17 protein-coding genes and 1 pseudogene are annotated in these 18,098 nt (G+C 45.0%); 9 read left to right on the top strand and 9 right to left on the bottom strand.

Translation table 11 applies throughout. From position 1 onward, the window contains the following. Positions 1 to 471: 471 nt before the first annotated feature. From RIE73_RS10635 to RIE73_RS10625, 3 genes are all read left to right on the top strand, one after another. The gene (locus RIE73_RS10635) at positions 472 to 2,700 is read left to right on the top strand and encodes a Na-K-Cl cotransporter (protein WP_446401156.1); all 2,229 of its coding nucleotides are present in this window, start codon (positions 472 to 474) and stop codon (positions 2,698 to 2,700) included. Positions 2,701 to 2,955: 255 nt separating this feature from the next. Beyond that, positions 2,956 to 5,043: a thioredoxin domain-containing protein gene (locus RIE73_RS10630; protein ID WP_446401155.1), complete on the top strand. Its 2,088-nt coding sequence runs from the start codon at positions 2,956 to 2,958 to the stop codon at positions 5,041 to 5,043. A 245-nt stretch (positions 5,044 to 5,288) separates the two neighbouring features. Next, positions 5,289 to 5,708 (top strand): DUF2887 domain-containing protein, encoded by a 420-nt coding sequence (locus RIE73_RS10625; protein WP_446401154.1) that lies wholly within the window; start codon positions 5,289 to 5,291, stop codon positions 5,706 to 5,708. 71 nt (positions 5,709 to 5,779) lie between these two features. Here RIE73_RS10625 and RIE73_RS10620 read toward each other — a convergent pair whose 3' ends face one another. From RIE73_RS10620 to RIE73_RS10610, 3 genes are read right to left on the bottom strand one after another with little or no spacing between them, the layout of a single operon-like run. Then, positions 5,780 to 6,250, bottom strand: coding sequence for an N-acetyltransferase family protein (locus RIE73_RS10620; RefSeq protein ID WP_446401153.1), 471 nt, complete (start codon positions 6,248 to 6,250; stop codon positions 5,780 to 5,782). Between the two features lie 20 nt (positions 6,251 to 6,270). Then, positions 6,271 to 6,486 carry a hypothetical protein gene (locus RIE73_RS10615; protein WP_446401152.1) on the bottom strand — a complete coding sequence of 72 codons (216 nt, stop codon included), beginning with the start codon at positions 6,484 to 6,486 and terminating at the stop codon, positions 6,271 to 6,273. 28 nt (positions 6,487 to 6,514) lie between these two features. Further along, the gene (locus RIE73_RS10610; RefSeq protein ID WP_446401151.1) at positions 6,515 to 8,185 is read right to left on the bottom strand and encodes an alpha-glucosidase; all 1,671 of its coding nucleotides are present in this window, start codon (positions 8,183 to 8,185) and stop codon (positions 6,515 to 6,517) included. Between the two features lie 221 nt (positions 8,186 to 8,406). Between RIE73_RS10610 and RIE73_RS10605 the strand changes: the two genes are divergently transcribed. From RIE73_RS10605 to RIE73_RS10580, 6 genes and pseudogenes are all read left to right on the top strand, one after another. After that, positions 8,407 to 8,769, top strand: a complete 363-nt coding sequence (locus tag RIE73_RS10605) for a hypothetical protein (protein WP_446401150.1) — start codon at positions 8,407 to 8,409, stop codon at positions 8,767 to 8,769. 108 nt (positions 8,770 to 8,877) lie between these two features. Further along, positions 8,878 to 10,982, top strand: a pseudogene (locus RIE73_RS10600) (NACHT domain-containing protein); the annotation flags it as partial. Positions 10,983 to 11,104: 122 nt separating this feature from the next. Next, positions 11,105 to 11,455 carry a DUF433 domain-containing protein gene (locus RIE73_RS10595; protein WP_446401149.1) on the top strand — a complete coding sequence of 117 codons (351 nt, stop codon included), beginning with the start codon at positions 11,105 to 11,107 and terminating at the stop codon, positions 11,453 to 11,455. A 2-nt stretch (positions 11,456 to 11,457) separates the two neighbouring features. After that, positions 11,458 to 11,796: a DUF5615 family PIN-like protein gene (locus tag RIE73_RS10590; RefSeq protein ID WP_446401148.1), complete on the top strand. Its 339-nt coding sequence runs from the start codon at positions 11,458 to 11,460 to the stop codon at positions 11,794 to 11,796. Between the two features lie 151 nt (positions 11,797 to 11,947). Beyond that, positions 11,948 to 12,154 carry a hypothetical protein gene (locus RIE73_RS10585; protein WP_446363316.1) on the top strand — a complete coding sequence of 69 codons (207 nt, stop codon included), beginning with the start codon at positions 11,948 to 11,950 and terminating at the stop codon, positions 12,152 to 12,154. Further along, complete coding sequence (locus RIE73_RS10580) at positions 12,138 to 12,587, top strand: type II toxin-antitoxin system VapC family toxin (RefSeq protein WP_446374603.1); 450 nt, start codon at positions 12,138 to 12,140, stop codon at positions 12,585 to 12,587. The genes RIE73_RS10585 and RIE73_RS10580 overlap by 17 nt, the downstream gene beginning before the upstream one ends. A 244-nt stretch (positions 12,588 to 12,831) precedes the next feature. Here the strand turns inward: RIE73_RS10580 and RIE73_RS10575 are convergent, their stop codons facing one another. From RIE73_RS10575 to RIE73_RS10550, 6 genes are all read right to left on the bottom strand, one after another. Further along, positions 12,832 to 13,173 carry a DUF5615 family PIN-like protein gene (locus tag RIE73_RS10575; protein ID WP_446401147.1) on the bottom strand — a complete coding sequence of 114 codons (342 nt, stop codon included), beginning with the start codon at positions 13,171 to 13,173 and terminating at the stop codon, positions 12,832 to 12,834. Beyond that, on the bottom strand, positions 13,170 to 13,403 hold the full coding sequence (locus RIE73_RS10570; RefSeq protein WP_446401146.1) for a DUF433 domain-containing protein: 234 nt from the start codon (positions 13,401 to 13,403) through the stop codon (positions 13,170 to 13,172). The genes RIE73_RS10575 and RIE73_RS10570 overlap by 4 nt, the downstream gene beginning before the upstream one ends. Before the next feature lie 337 nt (positions 13,404 to 13,740). Next, a complete protein-coding gene (locus tag RIE73_RS10565; RefSeq protein WP_446401145.1) occupies positions 13,741 to 14,760 on the bottom strand; it encodes a DUF3179 domain-containing protein in 1,020 nt (339 codons plus the stop codon). A 526-nt stretch (positions 14,761 to 15,286) separates the two neighbouring features. Continuing rightward, the gene (locus RIE73_RS10560; protein ID WP_446401144.1) at positions 15,287 to 16,639 is read right to left on the bottom strand and encodes an NAD(P)/FAD-dependent oxidoreductase; all 1,353 of its coding nucleotides are present in this window, start codon (positions 16,637 to 16,639) and stop codon (positions 15,287 to 15,289) included. 171 nt (positions 16,640 to 16,810) lie between these two features. Further along, on the bottom strand, positions 16,811 to 17,119 hold the full coding sequence (locus RIE73_RS10555) for a hypothetical protein (RefSeq protein ID WP_446401143.1): 309 nt from the start codon (positions 17,117 to 17,119) through the stop codon (positions 16,811 to 16,813). Between the two features lie 209 nt (positions 17,120 to 17,328). Beyond that, complete coding sequence (locus RIE73_RS10550; RefSeq protein WP_446401142.1) at positions 17,329 to 18,054, bottom strand: TVP38/TMEM64 family protein; 726 nt, start codon at positions 18,052 to 18,054, stop codon at positions 17,329 to 17,331. Positions 18,055 to 18,098 lie beyond the last annotated feature (44 nt).

Here is an 18,098-nt window from a genome sequence, read left to right as displayed (position 1 = left end):
GAGTCCCTAAACCCGCCCCTACAAACCTGGTTCCCTCCTACAAATTCGGTCAGGGCGGGTTTTGTACAAATGTTATTATCTCATGGCGAGACGAGAGTCCCTAAACCCGCCCCTACAAACCTGGTTCCCTCCTACAAATTCGGTCAGGGCGGGTTTTGTACAAATGTTATTATCTCATGGCGAGACGAGAGTCCCTAAACCCGCCCCTACAATTCTTCCCCAACCTCTAGATAGAGATCCGAGAGAATTTTTTTTTTGCTACAGTAACGGACACGGGTATTTAGTAGAATCGATCGCCCGCTGCTTAAAATCGCTTAAATTAGGGTGTGATATTGGTTTCGTGAGGGTGCTAAAAAGCTATATCTCATTTTTTTTTGCTTGTTTATGGGGAAGTACACAGATTACTCAGACTGTCTTTGCTGAAACAATTTCCCCTTTCTCGTTGGATTGAACCAGGCTTAGGTGCTTACCATGAAAAACCCGTTCCGTCAAGATTCACCCTCGTCTGCACCCACTCCCTCTGAACCAGAGACAGGTTTGAGTACGTTTGGGGGAGTTTATACGCCGTCCCTGCTGACGATTCTCGGTGTAATCATGTACCTGCGATTTGGTTGGGTCGTAGGAAATGTGGGCTTGTTTGGCACGCTGATCATTGTCACCCTGTCTACAGCGATTACCTTTCTCACCTCACTGTCAATTTGTGCGATCGCCACGGATCGGGTGGTGAAGGCGGGGGGCGCGTACTATATGATTAGCCGTTCTCTGGGAATTGAAACTGGCGGCGCGGTGGGAATTCCCCTGTATTTTGCCCAGGCGATATCCGTGGCGCTGTATACGATTGGTTTTGCTGAGAGTCTGACGCTGACGTTTCCGGACTTAAATCAACGGCTGACGGCAATTATTACCACGATTCTGGTGGCGATTTTGGCGATCGCTTCTGCCCAAATTGCGATTAAGGCACAGTATTTTATTATGGCAGCGATCGCGCTGTCTTTAATTTGTTTGGTCTTTGGTTCTCCCGTTGACCCGAATACTCAGATTGAATTGTGGGGGGCGAAACCGCAAAACTCCGAACCCTTTTGGACTGTCTTCGCCGTCTTCTTCCCAGCCGTTACCGGGATTATGGCGGGGGTGAATATGTCCGGAGATTTACGCAATCCCACCCGTTCGATTCCCATTGGTACCTTGGCGGCGGTGGGGACGGGTTATGTGGTTTATATGGCATTACCCGTAATTTTAGCGATGCGGGCGGATGCTCTCACGTTAATCGAAAACCCGTTAATTATGCAGACAATCTCCCTCTGGGGTCCTTCGGTGTTATTGGGGGTGTGGGGGGCGACATTATCGAGTGCGATTGGTAGTATTCTGGGTGCGCCCCGGGTCATGCAGGCGCTGGCGCGGGATGGGATTTTACCTCGGTGGCTAAAGTTTCTGGGAACAGGTTACGGACCCGAAGATGAACCGCGTATTGCGACGGTGATTACCTTGGGCTTGGTGTTAGTCGCCGTGGCGTTGGGGGATCTGGATTTAATCGCCCCAATTTTGAGTATGTTCTTCCTCACCACCTATTTAGTGTTGAACGTGGCGGCGGGAATTGAAAGCTTTTTACGTAGTCCCTCGTTTCGTCCCTCCTTCCGGGTGCATTGGTCTTTATCCCTGCTGGGGGCGGTAGGCTGTTTGGGGGTGATGTTCTTACTCAACGCCGTGGCGACAATCATGGCGGCGGTGATTGTATCGAGTGTTTATATTTGGTTAGAACGGCGGGAATTACAAAGTGCTTGGGGGGATGTGCGTCAAGGTGTCTGGATGGCGTTGGTACGCACCGGAATTAATCGCCTCGACTATACGGCTGATACGAAAAACTGGCGTCCTCATATTCTGGTTTTCTCTGGCGCCCCCACTCGTCGCTGGCATTTGGTGGAGTTTGCGGCAAATTTAACCCACAAACGCAGCTTATTTACTGTCGCCAGTGTGATTCCCAGTGGATCTCGTGATCCAGCCAAGCAGTTGGAAATGGAAGCCACGATTCGCGAGTATTTAGAGAAGCGGGGGGTGCAAGGATTAGCCCGGTTAATTACTGCCCCTGATCCGTTTATTGGGGCGGAACGGTTAGTTGAGGCGTATGGGATTGGTCCGTTGGTTCCGAATACGATTCTGTTGGGGGATAGTGAACAAGCGTCTCATCGTGGGAGTTACTGTCAGATGATCGCCAACTTGCATCAAGCCCGTCGTAATGTGGTGATTTTACGGGATGTGGAGGAACGGGGATTTGGTCGCCGCAAACGGATTGATGTCTGGTGGGGCGGGTTACAGGCAAATGGGGGTTTGATGTTAATCTTGGCGTATCTGTTGCGGACGAGTTTAGAATGGCGCAGTGCCGAAATTAACCTTAAATTAGTGGTTGCCAATAACGCCGCCGCCCAAGCCACGCGGACGAATGTGGAAAACTTGACTAAACAACTACGGATTGGGGCGCGATCGCAAGTGATTGAGGCAAAGGGACGCCCCTTCCCAGAAATCCTGCGTCGGTCTTCCCAAAGTGCAGATTTAGTCTTCTTAGGGATGGCGAAACCGATGGATGATTACACCAGTTATTACGAACGCTTGCAAGGTTTAGCCACGGGATTACCAACAACCGTATTTGTGTTAGCAGAACCCGATTTTGCCTTCTCGGAAGTGTTACAGGAAGGAGGCGTTTGAGGCGAGGGAACAGGGAATCGGGAATCTATCCGTCAATCAGAAGGAAACTATCAACGGCTAAGTGAGTTGGGTTTAACCCAAAATAGTCATAATATCATGTCCGTCCAAACAGTCATTATTCCCTTGTACCTTGATTTATTTAACGGTAGCGTTAATCGCTTCTTATCCTATCCCAGTCTATTTCTGGGAGACTAAAATCGCTAATCACGATACACTGATCCACAGAGCATCTAGAGTAACCACAGTTGAGTTGTCATGACCAATCGCCTTGCCCAATGCCAAAGCCTTTATCTGCGTAAGCATGCGGAAAATCCTATCGATTGGTGGCCCTGGAGTGATGAAGCGTTATTCACCGCTAAGGCAGACAATAAGCCGATTTTCCTGTCCATTGGTTACTCAAGCTGCCACTGGTGTACGGTGATGGAAGGGGAAGCCTTTTCTGATCCGGCGATCGCACAGTACATGAATGCCAATTTCTTGCCGATTAAGGTAGACCGGGAAGAACGCCCCGATATTGATAGCATTTATATGCAGGCGTTGCAGATGATGACGGGTCAAGGGGGTTGGCCCCTAAATATCTTTCTGACGCCAGAGGATCGGGTTCCTTTTTACGGCGGGACGTATTTCCCTGTGGAACCGCGTTATGGGCGTCCGGGCTTTTTACAGGTATTGCAAGCGATTCGCCGCTTCTATGATGTGGAAAAGACGAAGCTGCAAAACTTTAAACAAGAGATTCTTGGTCATCTACAACAGTCGGTTCTCCTCCCCGCTTCCGGACAACTCACGGCTGAGTTACTGCGTCAGGGGATGGACAAGACGATCCGGATTGTAGATAGTGGGAGTTATGGACCGAGTTTTCCGATGATTCCTTATGCGGATTTAGCCTTACGGGGAATTCGCTTCCAGGAAACGACCGAGGTTGATGCATACCAAGCCTCGCGATCGCGTGGGTTAGATTTAGCCAAAGGGGGAATCTATGATCACGTTGCAGGCGGCTTTCATCGCTACACCGTAGACGCCACTTGGACAGTGCCTCACTTTGAAAAAATGCTCTACGATAATGGGCAGATTGTCGAGTATCTGGCGAATCTGTGGAGTGCGGGAATTAAGGAAGCCGCGTTTGAACGGGCAATATCGGGAACCGTGCAATGGCTGACACAGGAAATGACCTCATCGTCCGGCTATTTTTACGCCGCCCAAGACGCCGATAGCTTCACCGAACCCAGCGCCGCTGAACCGGAAGAAGGGGCATTTTATGTCTGGAGTTATGCCGAATTGCAGCAACTCCTCACGGCTAAGGAATTGGCAGAATTGCAAGAACAATTTACGGTGACGTCTGAGGGGAATTTTGAAGGACAAAATGTGTTGCAGCGCCGTTATTCGGATCAGTTAAGTGATTCCTTAGAAACGGCATTAGCAAAACTGTTTACTGCCCGTTATGGTTCCCCACCCGATAGCTTAGAAACCTTCCCCCCCGCCCAGAATAATCAGGAGGCAAAAACCAAGACTTGGTCAGGTCGTATTCCTCCGGTTACGGATACGAAAATGATTGTGGCATGGAATAGCCTAATGATTTCCGGTTTAGCCCGGGCGTATGGCGTATTTCGGAAACCCGAATACCTGGAACTAGCCACAACAGCCGCTAAATTTATTCTGGAGAATCAATGGGTTGATCAGCGTTTCCATCGCTTGAATTACGAAGGTCAAGCGTCTGTATTGGCACAGTCGGAAGATTATGCGTTATTTATTAAAGCGTTATTGGATTTGCATCAAGCCTCACTGGGATTAGCAACAGCACAGGAGTCTTCCCAATCGCCAATCCCGGATATCTGGTTAGACGAGGCGATTAAGGTACAGGACGAATTTGACGAATACTTGTGGAGTGTAGAACTCGCAGGCTACTATAACGCTGCTAATGATAGTAGTGAGGATTTATTAGTACGGGAACGCAGTTATACCGATAATGCCACACCTGCGGCGAATGGTGTCGCGATCGCGAATTTGGTGCGTCTGACGTTACTCACGGAAAACTTGGCTTATCTGGATCGCGCTGAACAAGCCCTGAATGCGTTTGCTAGTGTAATGAACCAGTCACCCCAATCCTGTCCCAGTCTGTTTACGGCTTTAGATTGGTTCCGCAATTCTACCCTAATTCGCACCAGCGTGGCTCAGATTTTATCCCTAATGACGCAGTATTTTCCGGCGACTATGTATCGATTAGAACCCAGTCTTCCGGAGGATTCCGTTGGCTTAGTTTGTCAGGGACTTAGTTGTAAACCTACGGCTCATACTCAGGAACAATTATTGGCGCAAGTCGAGAAAAGTCAAAGCCGGGGCTATTGACGTGAGCAAGTTTAAGGGTTTTTTTGTATGGAGTAAAGGGCGACCCAATCCAATTGAATGGAGTGGTCTGTTAATTGATGCAGGCGGGTCGCCCCTACACGGTTTCCACAGGTGCGATCGCGTCGTCTGTCCTGGCTTAACTCATAATTGGTTAAATTTGTCAAGATTGTGGTGATAGGAATTTTCCGCTTCTGGGGTGACACAGTATTAATCGTCAACTGTGTGATGGAAAGCCCAAGGAGAACGTGAAAACTGACAGCATTTTTTATCGCTTGTTCAAAGGGTTTCCCAGTATCTTCTTTGAACTGATCAACCAATCCCCAGAACAAGCCCAAGTCCAGATAACCGATGAGACGACTAAACAGAATCTGATTGATTTAATCGAGACAATCATCGTTTACAAATTACCGCAAAAAAGCCGAGAGGAGATACAAGCTATGTTCGGGTTAAGTGAACTCAAACAAACCAAGGTTTATCAGGAAGCGCAACAAGAAGGTGAGCAAAAAGCCAAGCTAAAAGCCATACACCGCCTAATGCAGTTAGGTTTGAGTGTGGAGATGATTGCTGAAGGATTGGATTTGCCTGGGGAAGTAGTTCAACCAGCCGCACGGTTATTTGCTGAACAAAATGTTGTGGCGTTTATTGAACTGTTACAGCATTGTTAGGGGTAGACTTCACGTACTGGAGAACTGCTATAGACTTCCCGTGAAAAGTCAGCTACAAGATGGGATAAACGTTAAGGGATGAGGGTAAATCGTTCAACCAAATAGCGCTGAAACTCCACCCCTTGACGTTGGACAATCTCCGTATCATAAACCTGAAAACCAAACCTTTTAAACAACCCCAAACTAAACTCACTTGCTTCTGCATATAAGCGCTGAATCCTGTGACGTTTAGCATAATCCAAGAGAATGTCCATAAGCTGAGAACCAATCCCTTGATGGATGCGATCGCGCCGCACATAAGCTGAGAGAATATGACCATCATCGGCTATCCCCGCAAAGCCGAGAATCCCGGTTTCATCCACCGCCACAAATGTTGTCCCTGACAAAATGAACTCCTGAAACCTAACAGTATCCTCAGCAAACGATGCCCAGCTATGGGTTTGAGCATCAGAGTAGAATTGAGGCGCGATCGCGAGTACCGTTTCTTGATACAGTTTGGCTAATTCGGGACTATCCGATGCTTGAGCAATCCGAATCCTCATAACCTCTATCGGCGTAAACGTTAGTGCGACTCGTGCAAAATCTCAGTCTGTTTGACGTAGAGTTTGCCTCTTCCCCCGAAGACAAATAACCAAATATTTACCGCTAGCCAGTGTAAAATAACAGCAGACCACAGCGATCGCGTCACACCATAAGCAACCGCACGAGTGACCATTGAATCGGGCGCAAGTCTTTGCGCCCCTACGATTTTTTCTCCCCTTGCTTCCAGACGTTCCACGGTACCGTCTCTACTATCCCTAAAGGTTTCATGACTTTCTCAAGATAGACACCTCGAAAGGTTGCAACTTTTCGGGTAAATCAATAATTTTGCCCGTTTTCCGCTTATTGGATAGCAAAACTTCCCACATTGGGATTTCGATGGATTCATCCAATCCTAAATCTTTTTCATAGGAGAAGTTAATTAAAATCAACACGCTCTCATGTTCCGTTTCTCTCAGGTAAGCTAAATGCTCGTAAGGATAATAGATCAGAGTTCGCCAACGTCCCACCTGTAACGCTTCGCTGTTTTTGCGGACTCGTAGTAACGATTTATAGAAATTCAAAATTGAATCATCTTGCTTCAGTTTATTTTCAACATTCACGTCCAGATAGTTTTCGTTAACAGGTAGCCAAGGTTCAACATTTTTGCCAAAACTAAACCCCGCTTGTGCTGAATCATCCCATTGCATCGGCGTCCTCGCCCCATCCCGCGACGGTACAGATTCACCACTTTGAGGATTGGCTACCGCTTTATCCCTGGCTTTTTCTGGGGGAATATTGAGATGATTGACCATGCCAATTTCCTGACCGTAATACAAAAGAGGAGTCCCTCGAACCGTCAATAATATGGTAGCGGCGGCTTTGGCAATGGCTTTGGGATTTGTGCAGAGACTACATTCAATCCAGCGCGATAAATGTCGGGGAATATCGTGATTATCTAAGAAGTAAGTGGGCGAAGCACCTGCTGGCGTCAAGAGTTCTTTCTTTTCAATTTCTTGTTGCAGATAGGCAGGATACCAAGGACTAAATGCAAACTCAAAGGTGAAGGGTAAATGAAGTTCATCATTGTTTACCCCATAAAAAACGACGGAATCATAAAGGCGATTATCGATGAAGGTTTCACCAAGAATCACTCGGTCGTCATACTCATCTATTAGTTGCCGAATCTCCTTAATGATTTGATGGTTGTCCGGAAGGTTTTTATTGTAAAGGTGATGTTGGTTATTATAGTCGTTTTTATCCGTTGCCCCAAATTTCATCGGATTATCGCGAAAGTATTGGTCTTTACTATACACACTCGACGCATCCAGTCTAAAGCCATCCACCCCTTTATTCAGCCAAAACCGGATCATGTCATAAATAGCGGCTTTAACGTCTGGATTTCTCCAGTTAACATCAGGTTGATTGTAATTAAACGTGTGGTAATAATATTGACCACGTTGTTGATTAAATGTCCACCCGCTTCCTCCGAAATAGGAAAGCCAGTTGTTGGGAACTCCACCATCTGGGGCGGGATCTTGCCATAAATACCAATCGCTTTTAGGATTATCTCGGCTGGAACTCGACTCGATAAACCAATTGTGTTGATTTGAGGTGTGATTAATCACTAAGTCCATAATCACTTTGATGCCGCGTTGATGGGCTTCGTTTAAAAGCTTCTCAAAATCCGCTAATGTGCCAAAGGTGGGACAGATATCGCGATAATCACTCACATCGTACCCATTATCAATCATCGGTGATTGGTTAATCGGGGAGAGCCAAATCGCATCAATTCCTAATGAGGTTTGACTGTTGGGATTGCCATCATTCAGGTAATCTAACCGACGAATAATGCCTTTCAGGTCTCCTTTACCATCTCCATTCGCATCAGCAAAGGTGAGGGGATAGATTTGGTAGATTACACTTTTTTGCCACCATTTAGTTTTTTTGAGATTCATAAGTAGTCGGACAAAATAAAACGGTACTGTACTAAGTTTTGCAAACAAGCCTCCAACCCTTACAAAGGACGTAGCTTGCTTCTCGCTTGCGCGAGTTCTCCACCGTTAGCTTTTATTGTGTCCACCTATTTAACGACACCAAGCGCCCAGGGTTGTATATACAGGGTATCATCGGCGCGATCGCACCTGGATTAGAATAATGGCAGAGTTGAGGACACATCATGTCAGAAGGGAAAAAGCAACAGTTCAATGATCCGGTCGGCAGCGTGGATAATAAAGGCACTCAACATAATGTGGCAGGAGTCAACTACGGGGTTCAGACTAACACCTCAGATCCTGAACTTCAGGCTACAGTACAAGAGATTCAAGCGTTGGTCTCTAGTTTAGACCTGACTCAGGCGACTACCACAAGCCAACAGTTGAGGCTGGCGGAAGTTGTCATTACCAAAATTGAGGATCAGCCAACCTTTAAGGAACGAGCAATCCGCGCGGCGCGGGGTGGATTTGTGGAAGGACTCAAGCAAACTCCAGTGGGGGCGATCGTTGCTGGGGCGATCGAGGGTTGGACAAACGAGAAAGATTAGTCTATGTCAGAGCCAACGAATCAAAATACAGGGAGTCAAGGGAACCAGGGTCAGCAAGGGAATGTTGCTGGTGCTAATTATGGTGTTCAAAATACCTACTACAACAGTGAAGGGCGACAGCTATCTAAACAGGAGTATCGCAGTCGTCAAAGTTTATTGACTCAGATGCGAACCGAGGTAGAAAGCCGTTTAACCCAGTCTATACACCGGGCAGCGTTCGTGAATTTGGGCAAAGAACAGCAACCCCAGCAGGTGCAACGTCCTTGGGATATGTCGGTGAAGGTGGGGGAACAGCGCAGCGTTCAGTTACCGCCCCAGACGACTATTCTGGATGTGTTTGATAATCCCACGATTTCCGGCAAATTCCTGATTTTGGGCAAACCGGGGGGCGGAAAAACCACAACGTTATTAGAGTTAGCGGAAGCCTTGATTGAGCGGGCAGAAGGGGATAGCGATGCCCCGATTCCAGTGATTTTGGAGCTTTCGACTTGGCAGGAGGTGACGAAACCCAAGTTTTTGCCCTTTGGAGAGCGGGAAAAATATGACCCTTCGATTAAGGAGTGGGTTTTGTCTCAGCTTATGAGTAAGGGGGTGAGTCAGGACATCGGGGAAAAGTGGCTTCGGGAGAAGGAGTTAGTGCTGTTGTTGGATGGGTTGGATGAATTGCAACCGGAACGTCAGGCGAAGTGTGTCCGGGCAATTAATCAGTTTTTCAGCAGTGAGTTTTCGCCGTCGCATTTGGTGGTGTGCAGTCGCAAGGAGGAATATGAGGACTATGAGGAGATTTTGCTCTTAAATGGGGCGATTTGTTTGGAGGATTTGACGAATGAGCAAATTCGGGATTATTTTGCCTCTATTAATCTAGGGGAATTTTGGGAAAGTATCAAAGGTTCGGAGAAGATTATCGATTTCATTCGTCAGCCGTTGTTTTTAGCAATTACGAGTATTGCGTATCAGCAGATTGATGTTGAGGAGTGGCGGAATTGTAATACGGAAGAGAGGGCGATCGATTATTTGCTTGGTGTTTATCGGGTTGAGAGACTGACTAAAAAAACATCCAGTAATTCGCAAAATAAGACATCTGATTTAAATCCTTTATCTGTTCAAAATAGACTTGCAAGAATAGCAAAATATTTTTACTTACAACCGTTTATTAGTGTAGAAGAAATCAAAATAGATTCACTAGGACAACAAAATCATAAAATTTTGCAATACTCTCTTGCTTTGTTAATTCCAACGACGACTTGCTTTATTTTTTTGCTAAACCCGTTTACATTACCCCTTGTTTTTATCCTAATTAGTGTTTTAACAATATTAACAATTTTGTTCGGAATGTTAATAATCTTAGTTAGTTTGGTTGGCGAAGAAATTGGAAATTTTCTAGAGCGATTCTACTGTTTTATAACTGGAATTTTTACCATTGTATTATCCTATTTTATCTTAAATTTATCTAAGGTTTTACCAGAATATTTTGTGACAATTGCTTACACATTAATTTTATCGTTGGCAATTATTTTGCCATTTCATCTTAAGTTAAGGTGTCAAAATATAAAAAAAATTTCAATTTCAATTGGAAAATTTTTTACGATACAAACTTTGGTTATTTAATGATTTCATTAGCAATTCTATGTTTTGGGTTAATAGTATTGCTTTTTGATTTTATAAAATATATCTATTTTCAATTCTTGGTTTTAATTGGAAATCCTCCCGAACCAGTAGATGATTGGTTCTTCTATGAAGGTTTATTTAATCTTGCATTATTTTTGTATCGAACAAATGCGATTTGGTTTATATTAGCAATTTTGATTGCCGCAAGCATTGCAGTTGGATTTTTAACTGAAAACAAAAATAGATCACCTAAAAACAGAAAAGGTAATGCCGTAAAAAATTCTGTTATCAATTCTTTAGTATTATTCTTTGTGGGTTTTTGCTCAGGCATTATCCCTGGATTATTTTTTTTGAATGTTTACCTATGTATAGGCATTGGACTTATTATAGGCTTGGTCTTTGGCTTATTAGAAGGATATCCTTGCTTGAACTATTTTTCACTACGCCTAACCCTGTGGCTAACAGGTCAAATGCCCTGGAATATCACCCGCTTTCTCGACTACTGCACGGAACGCCTCATCCTGCAACGAGTCGGCAACCGCTACCGCTTCATCCATCGCCTCGTGCAAGAACACTTCGCTAAACTGGAAATCCAGAAAGAGTAAAGCTGACTCAATCAAAAAAAAACCGGGTTTATGCTCTCTGGACAACTGCATCCAATTCCAATTTGTGATGTTTTCTATGAACATTGCTATAATAAAAAATCAACCCTTACCTGATTCTGAATATGACCTTTACCACAGACAATCCCCTAACTTGGCAATACCTAAAAATTGACACTCAAGGTCAGGCAAAAATTGCAGATAGTCGTGTTTCCGTTTCCCAACTGATTCAAGAAAAACACGCCCACGGTTGGAGTCCAGAAGAATTGCACTTTCAGCACCCTGAAATTTCCCTTGCTGCCATTTACTCTGCCCTCAGTTATTACTACACCTATCAACCCCAAATTGATGCTCAAATTGATGAAGAACAGCAAACCATTCAAACACTACAAGCTGAATTAATTCAAATGAAAGTCGGTCATCATACCTCAGAATTTAAACAAAAAATTCAGAAAAAACGGGGACAGCAGGGATAAAAATGGCAATCTATTACTATTTTGATGCTCCAGTTCATCGAGCCATTAAAATTGGTCTGCAACTGAGAGGCGTTGATGTGCTGACAGCTCAAGAAGACAATAACAGTAGTGCCATAGATGAAATCATCCTGAGTCGCTCTGTCCAACTTAATCGTCCCCTCGTGACGACTGACCATGATTTTCTGGTTTTGGCTAAAAATTGTATTGATAACCGCCAAGATTTTACAGGAATTTTCTTTCTCAGTCCCAAAATTTCTATTGGCTATGCGGTAGAAGAGTTAGAAGTTTATGCCAAAATTGGAGAGCTAGAGGATTTTGCTAATCAAGTAATTTTTGTCTAGTACCAACCCAAGTGATCCGAGTAAACCCGCCCTGCAAATCTACACCGCCCTCAAAAAAGCAGGTTGTCCCCGAACCCCTTGCTAATTGCCAATTAACGCAATTCCTCAAATTCGCTAAAATATCAGCAAACCCTAGCCCCCAGCTAAAAAAATGAGTCAAACTATTGATATCACCGGACTCACCCCTGAACAAATCGAGCAAATTTATCTAATGATAGAAACCTTTAAAACTATCAATCAGCAGCAGAATCAATTAAACCCAGAACATCTCTCAGAATCAGACCTCAATTCCTTATTTTTTGAAAGCGAAATTCTCCAACCCTTTAATCGGACTATGCTTTATGGCAACAGAAGCTAAACGAATTTATCTGGATACTAATATCCTTGCTTATGTTGCTAACACCAAAGCTCCTCAACATAAAGCGGCATTACAAATCTTTCGACCCACCGAAAGGGAAATTTTGTGTGTCTCATCACAGGTTTTAGCCGAATTTTATTCCTATATTACTAATCCTGCTATTTTAGCCAACCCTTTACAGCCAACGGAAGCAATTATCCGCATTAAACGGATTTGCCAGATGCCCCATATTTGCTTACTTTCAACTCCCGTGGATCTGTTTGAACGTTGGATGAGTCTATTGACAGAAAGACCTGTAACCAATGGAGGAGTTTTTGATTTACTCCACATTGGGATTATGTTAGCCCATCAAGTTAACACAATCTACACTTTTAATATCAAGGACTTTTCTTGGTGTTCTCAAATTGAGGCGATCGATCCGAGTCATTTTTAATCAACCACCCTAGGATAAATAGGGGGATGAAGAATGTCGCGCCCACCTAACTGGGGCGATTTTTTCTTAATTTAAGATGAGAATCTGCCTGTTTTACTCCGGGAAAAAGGCTGGATACACAAAGGCAAATGCTGTCGAACTGGAAATACAAGCTCTTCATTCGTGTAATAGTTGCCGTAGGGATAATCCATGTAATTGCGGCTGTATCCCGGTTAGAGGAGATGTAGGTTAGTCAATCTGTCATTTAAGGAGTATTTGTAATTTCCACAATCATTTCCCCTTGGCGCAATTGCTCTAACGCATCTGGCAAAGCTGCTCTCAACAATTGCCGCAAGTTGCGGTTAGTGACATTGCCACAAGTTAGCCACAAAATTTGAGGAGGCGATCCTAAACGACATACCAAATCGATGAAATCACTGTCTTTCGTAATAATCACAACATTTTCAGCCCGTGCTGCTGCAAAAATTTCGATATCTTGAGCATCCCGCAGCCCTAAATCTCGCAATGCACTCCCGTCTAAACCAAAGGTTTCTGTCAGCCAATTTGCCAGGGTGGGCGGAAGTTGAGCATCGATCCAAATCTTCATGCGGTTAGTCGAGGAAAATCAGTACGTCGTGCTGCAAAGACTAAACAAGCTTGGATATCTGCTAGTTCTAAATCAGGAAAGTCTTCTAAAATTTCAGAAATGCTAACATTTTCTGCCAACATCTCTAAAATATCGGTGACTCGAATTCGCATTCCTCGAATACAGGGACGACCACCACATTGACCAGGATTTTGCGTAATTCGGTTTAGTAATTCAGGAGTTACACTCATAACATTTTTGAGTCCTAATTAGTTATTTTTTTCTAATTAATCATAGCATATAACAACTTTGACCGATTCAATGAATGCTACAAAGTCCTCTGAAACTGTGCCGGCAAAGTCATTTGCATCGACGGTAGCCGCTTCAGCGATCGCAGTAACCCCGCCCTGCAAATCTACACCGCCCTGAAAAAAGCAGGTTCGCCAGTCCAGACGGTAAACCCCGCACCATAGGCGAATTGCAAGCCTACTGCGAAGATGACCGGGGATGAATGCTACAAATCGTTCAATCTCGATCCGTCTCAACTGAGGCGATTTTTCCTTAATTTAAGATAACAATCTGCTTGTTTTACTCCGTGAAAAATGCGGGATACACAAAGGCAAATGCCGTCGAACTGGGAATCCGTGTCCCATCTAACTCTTCGACAATCACGGTTTCCAGTTCACTATCCCAACGAGCGCGAATTTGCCGATTATTAAAGTCTACCACCTGCGTGCCAACTCGTTCGAGTTCTTGGTGAGGAAACTGATGATTAGCACCGGAGAAACGGTTTTTCGGCGTTTGCTCGTCTGATTTCCACACATAGCTGATAATGGCTTTGGGATGAAGCGTCAACTCATCCTGATTGCGAACTGGAAATACAAGCTCCTCGTTGGTGTAATAGCTGCCGTAGGGATAATCCATGTAATCGCGGCTGTATCCCGTATCCGTGGAGAGAATTTTACTGTCGGGATGCTCGGCTAGCCAGTCCCCAAGGGTGGTTTTCATGGCGGGAAGCCTGTTTAGAGAACGGTTAACATTGGCACCAACGATACCCAGCGCCCAGGGTTGGGCATAAAGGGTATCATCGGCGCGATCGTACATCACCAAGCAACTTTGATACAACTTACCCGATACCCCGTAGGTGGTGTTTCCCCGGTCAAAGACTACAATGGTATCGCACAGGGGACAATAGGAAACCGTGAGGTTAGTACCGCCGACTGTATCGTTGACAATTTCGTGCCAATTCATAATCCCATACGGATAGGCTTTCGCTTCTCCATTGACGACAACGCCAATGACGAATTCATCCTGTTCAAACGGTGTCGTCTCGGCGGTATCGAAGCGCGGATTATCAACACTGGGAATGCCATCTTTAGGCGGTCCACCATCGAGAAGTTGAGTTAAGTCAATGCGGGTATTTTTAGCGGGGTCAATATTTTGCTTGCGGAGATCGTCAAGTTCTTGGCTTTGGTCATGAAAATGTTTGGTGAGAGAGAAGTATTGAAGTTTAAAATCTTCCCAGCCACCCGCTTCTAGAACTAACGTCCCTATCAGTAAGGCAACCAAGGAAATACTACTGAGAGTTATTTTTATGGCTCTGTTCATTGAATGTTTTCTCAACTCGTCGTTAAGTCTTAGTTGGGGCAGACGCTAATACCATCAAGGAGGTTAATATAAATGCCACTGACTTTAGCGTTTGTAGTCAGCGCTTTAGCGCTTCTGGCACGCTTCGTGCCTACTACAAACCCAGCCTAAGTCAGCAACATTCAGATTAAGATGCCGACATTGTTAAAGACGGTAAAATAGTCTAGCCCCTATTGATCAGATTAATACGGCTTTTTTAAATTACCCTAAAGCGATAATGAGAATAAGATGAGAAGGTGCTTGAATAGCTAATAGTCCTAGGTTTGGTTATGAAAATGTTTGGTGAGAAAGAAGTATTGCAGTTTAAAGTCTTCCCAGCCGCCAGCTTCTACAATCAATATGTCAATTAGTCGGGGCGGGTTTAGTCGCATCCGGGTGAAGCAAGAAATGATAATAGTCAAACCCGCCCCTACACGCTTAAAACCATGCCCTCGAAGGAAGCGAAGGGTCAACACTCCACACTTCCTCACCTTCAGGTTTTTGACATTCACTTCTTATCCTCATCCCCTAATGCTTTGAGCAATTTTCTGGCAATCAGCGTACCCACAACTGCACCCGCCACCACTTTCGCGGTTTTTCCAGTTACTTTTGGTTCTAAATATTGCTGATAAACGTCCTCGGTGAACCATTTCGCCGTCAACTTCAAATCCCGTAGGGGTGTGGGCAAGATATTCATATAAGTGCCTTGGCGAATTAGGTGTCCGATTTCGCCATCCACCTCAACCTGATTCGAGATGTTTGCCGCCGCCTCTTCTAACCCTAGTTTCATCAGCGTGCCTCGAATGTTAACCTCAGCAGGCTTAGGTTCTCTACCTTTGGCTAAAGCTTGGAGATTAGACGCGATCGCATCTCCTTGTTGGTGCGCTACCTGTGCTGTCGGTGGCAGGGAATTGTCTTCAACAGCCGCGCAATCACCCCCCGCGAAAACCTCGGGAAACTCTAACAGTTGCAGGGTTGGTTTGACCAACGGACGACCTTTGCGATCGCGGTTTTCCTCAGCAATGGGCAAGTCCTTAATTAAAGGATGAGTTGAAGTTCCGGCTGTCCACACAATCGTTGCAGCGGGTAACGTTTCCAGCTTATCCCCCTGTTCATAGTCTAAGGAATCTGGGCGAATAGCAGTCGCTTGTGCCTCGGTCAGCAATTCCACCTTAACCGCACGGTTTTGCAACTCCTCGTATGCTGTGTCCCGCAGGGGATCATTAATGTCACCTTTGAGAATTTCGGCTCCGCGATTGAGTAGTACCACCCGGATTTCTTGGGGTTGACCCCCCATTGCCTCATACCAAGGTGGGAGCAAATCGGCTAACGTGGCGGCTAATTCTACCCCCGTCGGACCACCGCCAATAATGGCAAAGGTTAACAGTTTGCGGCGTTCTTCAATATCTTGGGTTTGCATCGCTTGGATCAGGCATTCCCGTAAACGCTGATCTAGTGCGATCGCGTCTTTTCCTTCCCGAAACGGCAAAGCATTCTCCTTTGCCCCCTCAACGCCAAAATAGCCCGTGACGCTGCCTAAAGCTAAAACCAAATTGCTGTAAGGGCAAGATGTACCGGAGGCTAAGGTAACCTGATGCTGGTGCAAGTCAATGGTTTGCACCGCGTCTTGCACGAATGTCACGCCGCTACCATCAAGTAACTCCTCAAAACGAGGCATAACCTCTGGCTCCTCCATTTGACCGCTGAAATACTCATAGAGAAGGGGTTTAAAGCGAAAACGTTCTTCGCGATCAATAAGAATAACTGAGCGCGGATAATTGGAACGGCTTAAATGTATAGCAGTAAACAGTCCGGTAAACCCACCGCCAAGAATTACCGTTTGCTGAATTAAATCATTCATAACCAATCAAAAACCTCGTTTAATTTCTGTAGGCGATTCCCTCGCCAAATGATTTCCTGGGTTATCAACGTGAGGATTTCCGAACCCCCATTAGACATATCCGAAACCCTTATCCTGTCTAGGTAAAAATCTAATTTAATTTCTGGAGATATCTATTAGGGGTTTGCGGTACTAAGTTAATTGATTCTGCGACTCATGGGACTCCCGTGACTCCCATCCCCAGTCGATCCAGTGTCGATCTAACCAATAAGTCCACCGCTTTTGGAAACCTGCGACAAATCCCAGAATGATAATAAGCTGAATCGCGCCAATGATGTAAAACATCTGATTACTCAGCCCACTAATCAAATAAAAATTCTGGTAAACTGCTGCGGCATGGTTAGGGTTGACAAATTTATCTAACGTCCACATTAGCATGACCAGAAACACGCTTAGTCGCAGCAATAGCAATGCGACAGGGATTCGGCGATCGCTACTCATGGTTTATCTCAACTCCTGCTTATACATCAAATTTTAAACTTCGCTTTTTTGACAGACGTAGTAGGCTACGTTTCTACATTAATTTTTACGTCTTAAAGACTGCTAACTGGGGTTACTTTATCGATACTTTAGCATGGATGTTGCTTGTGGTTTTCGGGAGATTTCGCCAAATGCTAAAATTAGCGATTTCTGATTTCAGCGTGGTGAGTTTATTCCTGTACAACGCTTTCATCTAAAGCTTTCTTGGAAAGGTGTGTTACGTAGACAGTCACGGCAATCGTAGCAATTAAGCCAATTATCCGAATCACCCATTTGGCAATTTGAGTGTCCTGTGTGGTGGGTTGATTGGACATATCGAGTGTGGCTAAATTCCTAGCTAGGGAACCGATGTAAACGTACACCACGGTAGCTGGAATCATGCCAATGGAACCCAAAACATAGTCTTTTAAGGAAACTTGGGTAACGCCAAAGACGTAATTGAGGAGGTTGAACGGAAAGATAGGAGAAAGGCGAGTCAGCAGGACAATTTTCCATCCTTCTCTCTTCACGGCTTGATTAATCGCTTTGAATTTGTCATTGCTCTCAATCTGTTTACAAACCCAATCCCGCGAAAGATAGCGTCCAATCAGGAAAGCACAGATGGCTCCAAACATTGCCGCGATCGTGACATAGATGGAACCCCAAAATAAGCCAAACAAGCAACCTCCTTTTAATGTTAAGAGGGAACCCGGTATAAACAGCAGTGTTGCTACGTTATAGATGATCATATACACAATGGGGGCTAAGACACCCAAACTGTCAACCCAAAGTAAGGAGGCTTGCAAAAGCTCCCGAAGGTCAAAATGTTTAGTGGCAATAATCAGCAGGACAACTAAACCCCCGATTAGTACCAGTTTTAGTTTAGAATTTAAGCTGTATTTATTTAGTTGAGTCATTAAATTTCCCTCAATTTACTCTTCTAAAATCTGCTATCTGACCT

The sequence above is a fragment of the Coleofasciculus sp. C1-SOL-03 genome, from assembly GCF_040220555.1.
Taxonomy (GTDB): Bacteria; Cyanobacteriota; Cyanobacteriia; order Cyanobacteriales; family Coleofasciculaceae; genus Coleofasciculus.
The sequence above is the reverse complement of the archived record's forward strand: the minus strand, read 5'-3'. Positions and strand labels throughout refer to the sequence as shown.

What these genes read in the sequence shown, in the direction of transcription:
- RIE73_RS10630 (WP_446401155.1), top strand. Translation starts at nt 2,956, where the DNA reads ATGACCAATCGCCTTGCCCAATGCCAAAGCCTTTATCTGCGTAAGCAT.
- RIE73_RS10635 (WP_446401156.1), top strand. Translation starts at nt 472, where the DNA reads ATGAAAAACCCGTTCCGTCAAGATTCACCCTCGTCTGCACCCACTCCC.
- RIE73_RS10570 (WP_446401146.1), bottom strand. Translation starts at nt 13,403, where the DNA reads ATGAGTGTAACTCCTGAATTACTAAACCGAATTACGCAAAATCCTGGT.
- RIE73_RS10550 (WP_446401142.1), bottom strand. Translation starts at nt 18,054, where the DNA reads ATGACTCAACTAAATAAATACAGCTTAAATTCTAAACTAAAACTGGTA.
- RIE73_RS10555 (WP_446401143.1), bottom strand. Translation starts at nt 17,119, where the DNA reads ATGAGTAGCGATCGCCGAATCCCTGTCGCATTGCTATTGCTGCGACTA.
- RIE73_RS10605 (WP_446401150.1), top strand. Translation starts at nt 8,407, where the DNA reads ATGTCAGAAGGGAAAAAGCAACAGTTCAATGATCCGGTCGGCAGCGTG.
- RIE73_RS10580 (WP_446374603.1), top strand. Translation starts at nt 12,138, where the DNA reads ATGGCAACAGAAGCTAAACGAATTTATCTGGATACTAATATCCTTGCT.
- RIE73_RS10610 (WP_446401151.1), bottom strand. Translation starts at nt 8,185, where the DNA reads ATGAATCTCAAAAAAACTAAATGGTGGCAAAAAAGTGTAATCTACCAA.
- RIE73_RS10595 (WP_446401149.1), top strand. Translation starts at nt 11,105, where the DNA reads ATGACCTTTACCACAGACAATCCCCTAACTTGGCAATACCTAAAAATT.
- RIE73_RS10565 (WP_446401145.1), bottom strand. Translation starts at nt 14,760, where the DNA reads ATGAACAGAGCCATAAAAATAACTCTCAGTAGTATTTCCTTGGTTGCC.
- RIE73_RS10590 (WP_446401148.1), top strand. Translation starts at nt 11,458, where the DNA reads ATGGCAATCTATTACTATTTTGATGCTCCAGTTCATCGAGCCATTAAA.
- RIE73_RS10575 (WP_446401147.1), bottom strand. Translation starts at nt 13,173, where the DNA reads ATGAAGATTTGGATCGATGCTCAACTTCCGCCCACCCTGGCAAATTGG.
- RIE73_RS10585 (WP_446363316.1), top strand. Translation starts at nt 11,948, where the DNA reads ATGAGTCAAACTATTGATATCACCGGACTCACCCCTGAACAAATCGAG.
- RIE73_RS10620 (WP_446401153.1), bottom strand. Translation starts at nt 6,250, where the DNA reads ATGAGGATTCGGATTGCTCAAGCATCGGATAGTCCCGAATTAGCCAAA.
- RIE73_RS10560 (WP_446401144.1), bottom strand. Translation starts at nt 16,639, where the DNA reads ATGAATGATTTAATTCAGCAAACGGTAATTCTTGGCGGTGGGTTTACC.